Here is a 13,287-nt window from a genome sequence, read left to right as displayed (position 1 = left end):
AAGAATGTTCTTGTTTTTTTTTTTTTTTGAATTAAATAAGGTTATATGTACGATAAGTTTCTAAAAATCATAATTCTGAGCAAATTTTTTCGCATTTTCAAAATTCCTGTGGTATAATGTTTCTTGATTTAAAATTATCACGAAAAACAATAACAAGTATAGGAGAAACACACATGAGAGGATTACTCGCTCAAAAAGATCAAAGACAACTCGAAATTTTAGAGTATTTGTTTGAAAAACCTGACTGGATTCACTTGGATGAACTCGCTGAAATCCTTGACACCAATACTCGAATTTTGAAAAGTGATATCAAGGAGCTGCGTGAAGCTCTTAACGACTTTGATATCCAGTCTTCGACAGCTGGGATTCGGCTTACCAATGATAAAGGTTTGGGAATCGAGCATATCTATAGTCATTTTCTAAAAACATCTACAAATTTCCAAGTTTTAGAAGCCTTCTTCCTACTAGATGCACCCTTTACCTATGAACACTTGGCTGAAAAACTAGATATCTCTCTTCCATCTCTGCGAAAAAAAGTCGCAGAAATCAACAACCTCCTTCATTCAAATTATCGCTTTAAACTTAAGGTTACTCCCATCTCTATTATCGGAGACGAGAGAGATATTCGTTTTTTCTTTGCCCAATATTTCTACGAAACCTACGGTTATTATGAATGGCCTTTTTCAGAATCAAAAGAAGCCTTAGAGGAGTTTGTTGCTTTCTTTATAAAAGCAACTGCATTTCCAGCCAACTATGCCAATGTGTTTCAAATTAGAACTCTAATAGCTGTCAACCTCCAAAGATTTAAAACTGGCAATCTTAATAATTTCCCAAATAAACCTCATAGTGAGGTTCCCATCTATGCGCAACTTCCTAGCATTCAAGAAGAACTCCAGCCTATCTCTGAAATTTTAGGAATTACAATCGACCCTACAACCCTAGAACAACTCTTTGATGCATATACACAGACAGGGCTCTACTTTACCGTTGAAGATTTATTGGCAGCTCGTGAAACGGATGAACTAGCAAATCGCTCTTATCACGCTGCTCGTGATATACTCGATAACCTCACCCGTCAGTTTGGAATCCACTTTGAAAATACTGACCGTCTAGTCTGGCATATCCATAACACTGCTCTCCTAGAACGTCAAGAAATTAACTCTGAGTCCATTATTTCGCATAATAGAACTAATTCCCTCAATAAGCTACAAACAATCTTCCCAGATTTTTACGAAGCAGCCGTATTTGAAATGATGCGATACAAATCTACACTGGGACAAAAGGACCACATCCATACTGTAGTCCATTTGGTTTATACCCTCTTTACCCACGCTGACAATCTTATCCCCCAACTCCTTGAAAGTCAAAATAAGGTTAGAGTTCTCGTTTTAAGTTCCTTCGACTTCGCCCATCCCTACTCTCTCATTTCTCTTTATAAATACCACACTTCAAAAAACATCCAATACGAGGTTTGGGATAAAGACACTTTGAATGTAGATGAAATCATGGAAGCTGATTACGATGCCATTTTGACAAACTTTGATGTTGAAGGATTGGTTCATCCGAAACTGATTAATGTTAGCCGTATGTCAAATCTCCAAATCATTAACGAGCTCAATACTCTTTCCCTCACTAAACTTTAAAAACTTGCTTTATAGCTAACTAAATAAGTTTCAAAACATAAAAACGCATAATATCAGGTATTCAAATAACTTGATCTTATGCGTTTTTGTTATAGAAAACTTTGCTAGAATCTATCTTCAAACTGATACACATTTACAATCAAAATAGCCGAATTTTTGTTGCGTAAACCTATATATTCATGTCGAGTTAAAAACTTTTTCCTTGCTTTGCTAAAATACAGTCAGATCCATTGATTAGTAGGTACATTTCAAAGTTTATGCTTAGACTATGATATTTCTTTAGTAGGCTATCAACAAAAAACCGTATTGATTTTACGTGAGTATGATTTTTCACAGAGTCACATTTCTTTTCTACAAAATAAAAGAAAACGATTGCATAAAATTTTACTCCATGCTATACTAGGATAGAAATAAATGATAGGAGAGTGTCTATGAAAAACACGTCATCTCAACCAGATAAAAAAATGGTTTACAGTATCCGTTCTCTGAAAAACGGAACTGGCTCTGTCCTTATTGGAGCAAGCTTTATCCTCCTTGCCCTAACAGCACCTTCTGTATCTGCAGCTGAAACTAGTCTTGGCACGCAAGAAAATGTAAGCGCTATTAGTGCGAACCCAGCTACTACAGAAACCAGCCAAGCTGAGGAAAAAACGCCTATTTTGGGCCACAAAGATGCAAACGCTTCCCTAGAGTCTAAAACATCTGAACCAGTAGCAGTTTCTGAAACAACTACAACTGAAGCTACTCCAAGCCTTCCAAACAACAAAGACGAGAAAACAGAAGTATCAAGTCTAGCTGCTGAGAAAGCTTCGCTAGCAGACACTGTATCTGAAACCCCAATCGCAGACAACTACTTCCGCATCCACGTCAAAAAACTTCCTCAAGAAAACCAAGATTCGCAAGGTCTTTGGACTTGGGACGATGTTGAAAAACCATCTGAGAACTGGCCAAATGGCGCCCAGTCCTTCAAAGATGCCAAGAAAGACGACTACGGCTACTACCTAGATGTTAAACTAAAAAATGAACAAGCCAAGAAACTCAGCTTCCTCATCAACAATACAAAAGGGGACAACCTTACTGGAGATCGTTCAGTAGAGCGCCTCTCTCCAAAGATGAATGAAGCTTGGCTAGATGAGGACTACAAAGTCCACAACTACCAACCTCAGCCAGCGGGAACGATCCGCGTCAACTATTTCCGCACCGATGGCAACTATGACAAGAAATCTCTCTGGTACTGGGGTGATGTCAAGAATCCAAGCAATGGTGAATGGCCTGACGGTACAGACTTTACTGCAAGTGGAAAACACGGACGCTATATCGATATTCCGCTCAATGAAGCCGCAAGAGAATTTGGATTTTTACTATTAGATGAGAGCAAGAAAGGCGATGATGTGAAAATCAGAAAAGAAGATTATAAATTTACTGACCTGAAAAACCACAGTCAAATCTTCCTTAAGGATGATGACGAAACCATCTACACCAACCCTTACTATGTACACGACATCCGTATGACTGGTGCCCAACATGTGGCTAAATCTCGTATTGAGAGCAGTTTTTCTACCTTGGTTGGGGCTAAAAAAGAAGACATCCTTAAACATTCCAACATCACTGACCACCAAGGGAATAAAGTGGCTATCTCCGATGTTACAATTGATGAAGCAGGTAAGAAGGTAACCTACATCGGTGATTTTTCTGACACTCAAAACCCTTACACCGTTGCCTACGATTCAGACCGTTTTACAACTCGTTCAAGCTGGCGTCTCAAAGACGAGACTTATAGTTACGATGGCCCACTCGGTGCAACTCTAAAAGAAGATGGCAAACGTGTTGATTTGACTCTCTGGTCTCCAAGTGCTGATAAAGTTTCCGTTGTCGTCTACGACAAGAAGGACCCTGAAAAAGTTGTTGGAACCGTCGATCTTAAAAAAGGAGAAAAAGGAACCTGGAAACAAACTCTGGATGAGAATTCAGGACTTGGCATCAGCAACTACACTGGCTACTACTACCACTACCAAATCGAACGCCAAGGTAAAACTGTCCTCGTTCTTGACCCTTATGCCAAATCACTGGCAGCTTGGAATAGCGATCTAGCAAAAACAGACCCTGCCCATAAAGTTGCTAAAGCTGCCTTTGTGGACCCATCAAAACTAGGTCCACAAGACTTGACCTATGGGAAGATTCGCAACTTCAAATCACGTGAGGATGCTGTCATCTACGAGGCACATGTTCGCGACTTCACTTCAGATCCTGCCATCGCAAAAGATTTGACTAAACCATTTGGTACCTTTGAAGCCTTTATCGAAAAACTAGACTACCTCAAAGACTTGGGCGTGACTCATATCCAGCTCCTTCCAGTCTTGTCTTACTACTATGTTAATGAATTGAAAAACCAAGAACGTTTGTCTGCCTATGCTTCAAGCGATAGCAACTACAACTGGGGTTATGATCCTCAAAACTACTTCTCATTGACTGGTATGTACTCAAGCAATCCTAAGGATCCAGAAAAACGTATCGCAGAATTTAAGAACCTTGTCAACGAAATCCATAAACGTGGCATGGGTGCTATCTTAGACGTAGTTTACAACCATACTGCCAATGTCGATATCTTTGAAGACCTTGAGCCAAACTACTACCACTTCATGGATGCAGACGGAGCACCTCGTACTAGCTTTGGTGGTGGTCGTCTAGGAACAACCCACTACATGTCTAAACGCGTCATGGTAGATTCTATTAAATATTTAGTTGAAACCTATAAAGTGGATGGTTTCCGTTTCGATATGATGGGAGATCATGATGCAGCTTCTGTCGAAGAAGCTTACAAGGCTGCACGCGCCCTCAATCCAAACCTTATCATGTTAGGTGAAGGTTGGAGAACCTATGCTGGTGATGAAAATACGCCTACTAAAGCTGCTGACCAAGATTGGATGAAACACACAGATACTGTCGCTGTATTTTCAGACGACATCCGTAACAACCTCAAGTCAGGTTATCCAAATGAAGGCCAACCTGCCTTTATCACAGGTGGCAAGCGTGATGTAAACACCATCTTTAAAAATCTCATTGCTCAGCCAACCAACTTTGAAGCTGACAGCCCTGGAGATGTTATCCAATACATCGCAGCCCATGATAACTTGACCCTCTTTGACATCATCGCCCAATCTATCAAAAAAGACCCAAGCAAGGCTGAAAACTATGCGGAAATCCATCGTCGTTTGCGACTTGGAAACCTCATGGTCTTAACAGCTCAAGGAACTCCATTTATCCACTCTGGTCAGGAATATGGACGTACCAAACAATTCCGTGACCCAGCCTACAAGACTCCTGTAGCAGAAGACAAACAACCAAACAAATCTCACTTGTTGCGTGATAAGGATGGCAATCCATTTGTCTATCCTTACTTCATCCATGACTCTTATGACTCTAGCGATGCTGTCAACAAGTTTGACTGGACCAAGGCAACAGATAAAAAAGCATATCCTGAAAATGTCAAGAGCCGTGACTACATGAAAGGACTGATTGCTCTTCGTCAATCTACAGATGCCTTCCGACTTAAGAGTCTCCAAGATATCAAAAACCGTGTACACCTCATCACTGTTCCAGGTCAAAATGGTGTGGAGAAAGAGGATGTAGTAATTGGCTACCAAATTACTGCTCCAAACGGTGATATCTACGCAGTCTTTGTCAATGCGGACGAAAAAGCTCGCGAATTTAATTTAGGAACTGCCTTTGCTCACTTGAGAAATGCTCAAGTCTTGGCTGATGAAAACCAAGCAGGACCAGTAGGAATTGCCAACCCTCAAGGTCTCAAATGGACTGAAAAAGGCTTGAAATTAAATGCCCTTACAGCTACTGTTCTTCGAATCTCTCAAGGTGGTGCAATTGTCGCTCCAGCTGTGGAAGAAAAACCTGAGTTTGATCTTTCTAGCTTGGAAACCGACCAAAGTCAAGCCCAAAACCTAGCTGCAAAACCTAAAACTCAAGAAACTGTTGTAGAGACTCTGTCTCAAAAAGTCCTGCCAAACACAGGTACTGAAAACAAATCACCTCTTGTTCTTGCAGGAATTGGTCTCCTCACATTCCTAGGACTTGGAAGTTTCCTAAAGAAAAAAGAGAAATAATAGGGCTATAGGCTTCACTAAAACAGCACGTTACAAATAATCAATAAAAAAGCAAGAACTAAAAAATTCTTGCTTTTTTACATTAGCGAGTTAAAATAGAGAATTTTATTACCAAAGAATTCCCTTATAGGATAAAAGAAGAGCTAGGAATAATAATCCATAGAAGAACATAAAGAGCCACTTCAATTTCACACATAGAGCTACAAATTCACGGATAAAGGCTGATGGAATGTAGTAGCCCGCTGTCCGACAACCTAGACCATCACCTTTTATTTTTAGCTTGCGAGCATAGGTACTAGTTCTAAAGACATGATAATCATTGGTCACAAAGAGAAATTGAGGTTTAGCTACCAGTTTCTCACCAATCTCTTTGGAATAAAGAAGATTCTCATAGGTCGTTCTTGACTGGTCCTCCAGGATAATCGCATCACGGGGGACATCTGTCTCCGTAAGCAGATAGTTTGTAATCGCTTGGGCCTCAGAAATCTTTTCGTCCGCCCCTTGTCCACCGCTGGCTATGATTTTGATATGAGGATTCTTAGACTTGTGGTAAGCTTCTACTGCCTTATCAATTCTCCTCTTTAGCAAAGGTGTTACCTTTTCTCCGCCTAATAAACCAGCACCATGAATGATAATAAAATCATAATGCTTCTTCTTAGGAATAAAGAGATACAAGATAGAGTACAGCATAAATCCTGCAAAAGCAAAACCAAAAATAAGATAAGAATAGAAAATGAATACAAATAAAATGCTTAGAAAGTGATTGGTGGCAAATAAAGCGTCTCTATCTCCAAAGCGAAATAACATCAAAGCAAAAAATACCAAAATGACTATCCCAAGAAGCATGGAGAGATAATTGGCCTTTGAACGTCCCTCACGCTTCAGCAGGATAACACCATTATAGATTAAAAAGATACCACTTAGAAAAAGCAACAAGGGGAGTAAAACAAAGGCTACTCCATAGAAAGCAAGCTGAACATTCTCATAACCGTTTTTATAAAAAAGGTAGGATAGATAAAAATAACTTGAAGTGAGGGATAATAAGAATAGTACTGGATTCCACAAACTTCTATTATCCTTCCAAAATGACAGGATAAAGGCTAATACAATTCCTATAACGAGATACATTTCTTCCTCATTTAATGATTCTATTTTATCATCATTATCCACATAGAAAAAGAGGATCTAAGGTCCTCTTATCCTTCTATCCTACTCTCTGCATCTGCCACTACTTGAGCAAGGCTAGTTTGACCCAACTCCTGCTCCATGGCTAGCTGAATCTTTTGTAATTTCTCATCTAAAACACCATGGATGTTAGCTCCTACTGGACAGGCTGGATTGGGATTATCATGAAAACTAAAGAGTTGTCCAGTTTTTCCAAGGCATTCGACCGCTTGATAAATATCCAAAAGACTGATATCCTCAAGATTTTTGATAATCTCTGCCCCTCCAGTTCCACGCGCAACGGAAATCAAGTCTGCTTTTTTCAGTTGGGACAAAGTTTTTCGGATAATAACAGGATTGACTCCAACACTACTAGCTAGAAAATCACTAGTCACCTTGCTTTCCTTCCCTTTTAGGGCAATGATTACCAATATATGAGTCGCAATGGTAAATCGGCTTGAAATTTGCATCCTCTTCTCCTTTTTTCGTCAGATTAGTTCCTTCTTTTCTTAAGTTTATTATATCTCTTCTAGTTGTAATGTCAAGAGTTACCACTAAGCCAGTCATCCAATTCAACATCATGTCCTTGACTCTGAGCGATTTCGTGCAACAAGTCCTGATTGTGGGTATGGTGAATCCCATTAACTAAGCTCTCATAGTAGACTTGATAGTAGGGTAATTGTAAGTCTTTGGCTAGCTGTAATTCTGCCTCAATATCATAATCGACACGACGAAAATCAGCATCTTTTAAACCTTTTTCGTCAAATTCTAAGATCATGTATTGGGCCCGCAAGTCTTTGCGTAAATTCTCAGATAAAAAGAAGGGCTGCCCAATCGAACCTGGATTCAGGATAAGCTGGCCACCACTACCATAGCGAAGTAACTGCTGATGGATATGACCATAAATGGCAATATCGCAATCTGGATTGGTTACCAAACGGTCAAAATCCTCCTGCTTGCCAAGATGGATCAGTTCTCTTCCCCAGTTTTTATCAGGCAAGTGATGGCTAATCCCTAGCTTCAGATTACCAAACTGACGATGCACTTGCAAAGGATAGTCCTGCAGTGCCTCAATCTCCTGGCTACTAATTTCTTCCATGATATACTGACACTGGCGCAAGAGGTAGCGATGGCTCGGTCTGCTTTCATCTAACTGACGATGACAGGCTCGCCAAAGACTATCTTCCCAATTCCCAAGGATTCGCACTGTGATCGGTAAAGCTTCCAAGCGTTGAAGCATCTGTTTCCGTCCTGTTCCTGGCATCAGGATATCTCCCAAGAGCCAATATTCATCAACTCCTGCCGTTTGAGCATCTTCTAGCACAGCCTCCAAAGCAGTTGTATTTCCGTGTATATCTGATAGTACTGCAATTTTTGTCATGACGAGTCCTCTTGATTTATTTCTGTTTTCATTATACCAAACGCCTATCTAAAATCAAAACCTACTTCCTTTTCCATCGTTTTTTACTTTACTTTTTTAGTGAAAAGGGTTACAATGAAGGTGACAAAATGTTAGGAGGTTTTTGCTATGACACAACGTTATGAAAATATCATGGTCGCTATCGATGGTTCTAAAGAAGCTGATCTTGCCTTTGTCAAGGGAGTACAGATCACCCTACGTAACCAAGGAAAATTAACCCTTGCCCATGTGATTGATACTCGTGCCCTTCAAAGTGTTTCAACATTTGATGCTGAAGTTTATGAAGAACTACAACTTGAAGCTCAAAACTTGATGGCAGAATACGAAAAGCGTGCAAAAGACGCTGGAGTCACAGACATTCAGCTGGTCATTGAAATGGGCAATCCTAAGACCCTCTTGGCTAAAACCATCCCTGAAGAAGAACATGTTGACTTGATTTTAGTCGGAGCAACAGGACTCAATGCCTTTGAACGTCTCCTAGTTGGTTCTTCATCTGAGTACATTTTACGCCATACCAGCGTTGATCTCCTCGTCGTTAGAGATAAGGATAAAACTTTATAATTAATAGAAAGACAAGAGGTCGGGACAAATCCCGACCTCGTTTTTTATAAAAGTTCCTTTTGATGCAGTAGATGAGTGGTCTTTTTATTGGTCTTTCAGACTCCAAAAAGTCCCTTATACGAAAACAGCATTTTCTCTAGCCACATCCTATTTTTTATTTTCTCTTTCCTTATGGCGTTCATAGGCCTTTATCTGTCGCTCAATTTCCTTTTTAATAGCTGGTTCTGGAGCATATTTCTCCTCCCAATCATCAGGTTTAAGAATTTTATGAGTTACTGGATCAAAGTGGGCCTTACCATCTGGGAAAACCTTGCCCATATTGGCCTGATGGACAATTTCAAAAATACGTTCTGGATCCACACCCATCAATACAAAACTTCCATAAGTAAAATACAGAGTATCAATCAAGGCATCTACCTGCCCTATCAAATCCTGCTTGGCTGGAATTTTTTTTGAAACTTTTGTTGCAGCCTTATCCAAGGCTTGATGCATCTCTGCAACCGCTGCTTGAAAATCCTCGTCTGAGTTGCTAGAGGCACGAACAAACTCTACCAATTCTTCAATCTTAAAGCCAGCACGGTGGGTCGCCCCTTCTAAATCCCAAGCTATTGGTTCTTCTTGAGTTCGCTCGTCCATCATATGATGGAAAGTTTTAACCTTGTTAAAATGATAGTCACGACTGACAAAGACTTTTTCAGAAGACAAAACTCCAAAATATTCCAAAGCCTTGTGAATCCCATCGTTTTGGTTGCTGGCAGTAATATGCTTGGCAACTTCTTTTACGCTACTACTACCATTTCCCATGGCAACAGACATTCCAACGCCTGCCAACATTTCCAAGTCATTATCCGAGTCTCCAAAAGCCATGACTTGGTTGAGATCAAAACCATACTCTTTCCCGACACGACGGATACCCTCTAACTTAGAATTTCCTTGATTGATAATATCGGCCGCGAATGGATTACTTCTGGTAAATTTCAAATGATTTAATGCTTCAGCAGCATGGTTTGTCTCCTCAGGTGTCATCAACATAAGCACCTGGTAGATGGGTTGGTTAATCAAATCAAGCAAATCAGCTTCCTTTTGAGGAAGGGCCTTACTGACCATACGATTAAAGGAATGACTGACTGTTCGAGTCAAAAACTTAGGAACAAAGCGACTCACTAGCTGGGACAAAGGACTTAACCCAAAGGACATAATCCGAGAGCCAATCACATCTTGTCTCGTCCCCATAGCGATTTCTTTTCTATTTTCCTTAGCGTATGCAATGACTTGTCTTAGACTTCGTTTATCAATCGGACTTGCAAAAAGTACACGTTCTTTGTTAAAGATATATTGGCCATTGTAGGTAACTGCAAAATCCAGATCCAAATCATCCATCAAATCCTTAACAAAAAATGGTCCTCGTCCGGTCGCTACCCCAACAAGAACCCCCTGGTCCTTCACAATCTTGATGGCTTCTTTAGTGGATTTCAAAACACTCTTTCGATCATTGACTAATGTTCCATCTATATCAAAAAAAACAGCTTTGACTTCCATGACTATCTCATTCCTTTCTTTTATGATACAATGATTATACCATTATTTCAGAAAAAGTGAGTGAATCATGACTAAGAAAATCCTCGTTTTACACACAGGTGGCACTATTTCCATGCAAGCAGATGACTCAGGAGCTGTTAGAACTAGTGCAGATAACCCTATGAATCATGTCTCAAACCCCTTAGAGGGAATCCAAGTCCATGCTTTGGATTTTTTAAATTTACCCAGTCCTCATATCAAACCCAAACACATGCTGGCTCTCTATCACAAAATCAAGCAAGAAGCAAAGAATTTTGATGGTGTTGTCATCACACACGGTACCGACACCCTCGAGGAAACGGCTTATTTCCTAGACACGATGGAGATCCCTCACATTCCCATCGTATTGACCGGAGCTATGAGAAGCTCCAATGAACTAGGAAGTGATGGTGTCTACAACTATCTCAGCGCCTTACGTGTTGCAAGTGATGACAAGACCGCTGATAAGGGGGTACTGGTCGTGATGAATGACGAAATTCACGCTGCCAAGTATGTCACTAAGACCCATACCACGAATGTCGGAACCTTCCAAACACCGACCCATGGCCCACTAGGTCTCATCATGAAGCAAGAAATTCTCTATTTTAAAACTGCAGAACCTCGTGTCCGTTTTGATTTAGGTAGCATCCAAGGTTTGGTGCCCATCATCCCTGTTTATGCTGGCATGACAGAAGAACTCCTTGATTTACTGCCTGTCGATCAACTGGATGGTCTCATCATTCAGGCTTTCGGTGCTGGAAATGTTCCTAAGGAAACATCTCGAAAATTAAACACCCTTATCCAAGCAGGGCTTCCCATTGCCTTGGTTTCTCGTTGTTTTAATGGTATCGCTGAGCCTGTATATGCCTATGAAGGTGGAGGCGTTTGTCTGCAAAATGCTGGTGTATTTTTTGTCAAAGAGCTCAATGCTCAAAAAGCCCGTCTCAAACTCCTCATTGCTATCAATGCTGGCCTCACAGGAGAGGAATTACGAGCCTATATGGAAGGATAATACTCTTCGAAAATCAAATTCAAACCTCGTCAACGTCGCCTTGCCGTACTCAAGTACAGCCTGCGGCTAGTTTCCTAGTTTGCTCTTTGATTTTCATTGAGTATAAAAAAGTCGGTGAGATAGAAATTACTAGACCACGTCTTGTTTTCTAGTCCACTCCGAGACTCTTCAACCATCAACTTGATGCTTGAACTATTGACCAAAAAATTTTGCTACTAAAAATCGAGGTCGAGATATAAAATCCCGACCTCTTTTTCTTATTCTTTTCGAGTTGAACGGCGTTCAATCAAACCATGTGGTAGGAGAACTTCACGTTCTTCTAACTCTTCCTTGTGCATAATCTTAGTCAACATACGCATACTAATGGCACCTAGGTCATACAAAGGTTGAGCAATGGTTGTTAGGTTTGGACGAGTGTAGCGCGCGATTTGTGAATCATCACTGGTGATAATTTCGAACTCTTCTGGTACAGAAATTCCTTTATCAGAAAGACCGTTCAAAACACCTGCCGCTAATTCATCGCCTGTTACAATCGCTGCTGTTGCTTTGGAAGAAATCAAACGTTCTGCCAAGGCGTAACCATCGTCATAACGGTATTTTGATTCAAAAACAAGACCTTCACTGTAGTTGATTCCCGCTTCTTTCAAAGCATCTTTATAACCAGCCAAGCGAATTTTCCCGTTGATGTCATCCACTAATGGTCCACTAATAAAAGCAATTTTTTTATTTCGTTTCAAGAGGTGGCGGACTGCATCAACAGTAGCATGTTTATAGTCAATATTGACACTTGGAAGTTGGTGCTCCACATCCACTGTCCCCGCGAGAACCACAGGAGTACGTGAGCGTGAAAACTCTGAGCGAATCTTCTCAGTCAAATGATAACCCATGAAGATAACGCCATCCACCTGTTTAGAAAAAAGAGTATTGACTACAGATACTTCCTTCTCATCATCTTCGTCACTATTGGCAAGGACGATGTTGTATTTGTACATTTCCGCGATATCATCAATCCCTTTAGCAAGGGTAGAGAAATAAGTATTTGTGATATCTGGAATGACGACTCCAACTGTTGTCGTTTTCTTGCTTGCTAGACCACGTGCTACTGCATTTGGACGATAATCAAGACGGTCGATGACCTCTAAAACCTTCTTGCGAGTGTTTTCCTTGACGTTCTTATTGCCATTAACAACACGACTAACAGTCGCCATTGACACTCCTGCTTCTCGGGCAACGTCATAAATTGTTACTGTATCATCTGTATTCATTCCGTTTCCTTTCTACTTTGAAAATTTTGTTTTCATGATTCCACTATTTTCATTCTACCACTTCTTGTAAGCATTTTCAAGCATTTGATGAAGAAACTTTGAAAAAAAGTTTCAAAAACATTCACAACTTTTTAAAAGCAGTTGACTTTTCTTGATTTTTCTAGCAGTTTGCAGTATGATAATAAAAAAATCAATCAGGAGAAATGGATGGCTTTTACAGATTCCCATAGACGGTGCGCCAGTTTCGGTGTTGTGACCAATCTACCCGATGATGTTATCGACTCTATCTGGTATATTATTGATCATTTTTTAAAACATGTTTTTGAACTAGAAGATGAGCTCGAATTTCGACTTTTGAACAATGATGGTTCCATCACCTTCCGTTTTTCAAGTCAACACCTTCCGACTACGATTGACTTTGATTTTAATCATCCCTTTGATCCACTCTACCCACCAAAAGTTCTGGTGCTAGATATGGATGGCAAGGAAACTATTCTCCTCCCTGAAGAAAATGATCTATTTTAAAAACTCTAGTCTCCTCTGTAAA

10 protein-coding genes are annotated in these 13,287 nt (G+C 40.3%); 5 read left to right on the top strand and 5 right to left on the bottom strand.

Features of this window, described 5'->3' with window-relative positions; all coding sequences use genetic code 11:
- Positions 1 to 173 precede the first annotated feature (173 nt).
- Positions 174 to 1,643, top strand: coding sequence for a M protein trans-acting positive regulator PRD domain-containing protein (locus tag ACORHT_RS01975; protein WP_434350421.1), 1,470 nt, complete (start codon positions 174 to 176; stop codon positions 1,641 to 1,643).
- 431 nt (positions 1,644 to 2,074) lie between these two features.
- The gene (locus ACORHT_RS01970) at positions 2,075 to 5,761 is read left to right on the top strand and encodes a pullulanase (RefSeq protein ID WP_434350420.1); all 3,687 of its coding nucleotides are present in this window, start codon (positions 2,075 to 2,077) and stop codon (positions 5,759 to 5,761) included.
- Positions 5,762 to 5,869: 108 nt separating this feature from the next.
- On the opposite strand, the gene ACORHT_RS01965 is transcribed toward ACORHT_RS01970, so the two are convergent.
- The 3 genes from ACORHT_RS01965 to ACORHT_RS01955 all read right to left on the bottom strand — a co-directional run bounded on the left by ACORHT_RS01965 (position 5,870) and on the right by ACORHT_RS01955 (position 8,306).
- Positions 5,870 to 6,889 carry a YdcF family protein gene (locus ACORHT_RS01965; protein ID WP_434350419.1) on the bottom strand — a complete coding sequence of 340 codons (1,020 nt, stop codon included), beginning with the start codon at positions 6,887 to 6,889 and terminating at the stop codon, positions 5,870 to 5,872.
- Positions 6,890 to 6,957: 68 nt separating this feature from the next.
- A complete protein-coding gene (locus tag ACORHT_RS01960) occupies positions 6,958 to 7,395 on the bottom strand; it encodes an Rrf2 family transcriptional regulator (protein ID WP_434350418.1) in 438 nt (145 codons plus the stop codon).
- Positions 7,396 to 7,466: 71 nt separating this feature from the next.
- The gene (locus tag ACORHT_RS01955) at positions 7,467 to 8,306 is read right to left on the bottom strand and encodes a metallophosphoesterase family protein (RefSeq protein ID WP_434350417.1); all 840 of its coding nucleotides are present in this window, start codon (positions 8,304 to 8,306) and stop codon (positions 7,467 to 7,469) included.
- Positions 8,307 to 8,453: 147 nt separating this feature from the next.
- Between ACORHT_RS01955 and ACORHT_RS01950 the strand changes: the two genes are divergently transcribed.
- The gene (locus ACORHT_RS01950; RefSeq protein ID WP_075228826.1) at positions 8,454 to 8,906 is read left to right on the top strand and encodes a universal stress protein; all 453 of its coding nucleotides are present in this window, start codon (positions 8,454 to 8,456) and stop codon (positions 8,904 to 8,906) included.
- Between the two features lie 147 nt (positions 8,907 to 9,053).
- Here ACORHT_RS01950 and ACORHT_RS01945 read toward each other — a convergent pair whose 3' ends face one another.
- Positions 9,054 to 10,445 carry a Cof-type HAD-IIB family hydrolase gene (locus ACORHT_RS01945; RefSeq protein ID WP_434350416.1) on the bottom strand — a complete coding sequence of 464 codons (1,392 nt, stop codon included), beginning with the start codon at positions 10,443 to 10,445 and terminating at the stop codon, positions 9,054 to 9,056.
- 67 nt (positions 10,446 to 10,512) lie between these two features.
- Between ACORHT_RS01945 and ACORHT_RS01940 the strand changes: the two genes are divergently transcribed.
- Complete coding sequence (locus ACORHT_RS01940) at positions 10,513 to 11,475, top strand: asparaginase (protein ID WP_434350415.1); 963 nt, start codon at positions 10,513 to 10,515, stop codon at positions 11,473 to 11,475.
- A 257-nt stretch (positions 11,476 to 11,732) separates the two neighbouring features.
- Here the strand turns inward: ACORHT_RS01940 and ccpA are convergent, their stop codons facing one another.
- Complete coding sequence (ccpA, locus tag ACORHT_RS01935) at positions 11,733 to 12,740, bottom strand: catabolite control protein A (RefSeq protein WP_075228829.1); 1,008 nt, start codon at positions 12,738 to 12,740, stop codon at positions 11,733 to 11,735.
- A gap of 207 nt (positions 12,741 to 12,947) precedes the next feature.
- Here ccpA and ACORHT_RS01930 point away from each other — a divergent pair, with 207 nt between their 5' ends.
- Complete coding sequence (locus ACORHT_RS01930; protein WP_075231980.1) at positions 12,948 to 13,265, top strand: DUF960 domain-containing protein; 318 nt, start codon at positions 12,948 to 12,950, stop codon at positions 13,263 to 13,265.
- Positions 13,266 to 13,287: the final 22 nt, after the last annotated feature.

Origin of the sequence: Streptococcus sp. KHUD_014 (assembly GCF_051106275.1) — a bacterium.
Taxonomy (GTDB): Bacteria; Bacillota; Bacilli; order Lactobacillales; family Streptococcaceae; genus Streptococcus.
The sequence above is the reverse complement of the archived record's forward strand: the minus strand, read 5'-3'. Positions and strand labels throughout refer to the sequence as shown.

What these genes read in the sequence shown, in the direction of transcription:
- ACORHT_RS01975 (WP_434350421.1), top strand. Translation starts at nt 174, where the DNA reads ATGAGAGGATTACTCGCTCAAAAAGATCAAAGACAACTCGAAATTTTA.
- ACORHT_RS01970 (WP_434350420.1), top strand. Translation starts at nt 2,075, where the DNA reads ATGAAAAACACGTCATCTCAACCAGATAAAAAAATGGTTTACAGTATC.
- ACORHT_RS01965 (WP_434350419.1), bottom strand. Translation starts at nt 6,889, where the DNA reads ATGTATCTCGTTATAGGAATTGTATTAGCCTTTATCCTGTCATTTTGG.
- ACORHT_RS01960 (WP_434350418.1), bottom strand. Translation starts at nt 7,395, where the DNA reads ATGCAAATTTCAAGCCGATTTACCATTGCGACTCATATATTGGTAATC.
- ACORHT_RS01955 (WP_434350417.1), bottom strand. Translation starts at nt 8,306, where the DNA reads ATGACAAAAATTGCAGTACTATCAGATATACACGGAAATACAACTGCT.
- ACORHT_RS01950 (WP_075228826.1), top strand. Translation starts at nt 8,454, where the DNA reads ATGACACAACGTTATGAAAATATCATGGTCGCTATCGATGGTTCTAAA.
- ACORHT_RS01945 (WP_434350416.1), bottom strand. Translation starts at nt 10,445, where the DNA reads ATGGAAGTCAAAGCTGTTTTTTTTGATATAGATGGAACATTAGTCAAT.
- ACORHT_RS01940 (WP_434350415.1), top strand. Translation starts at nt 10,513, where the DNA reads ATGACTAAGAAAATCCTCGTTTTACACACAGGTGGCACTATTTCCATG.
- ccpA (WP_075228829.1), bottom strand. Translation starts at nt 12,740, where the DNA reads ATGAATACAGATGATACAGTAACAATTTATGACGTTGCCCGAGAAGCA.
- ACORHT_RS01930 (WP_075231980.1), top strand. Translation starts at nt 12,948, where the DNA reads ATGGCTTTTACAGATTCCCATAGACGGTGCGCCAGTTTCGGTGTTGTG.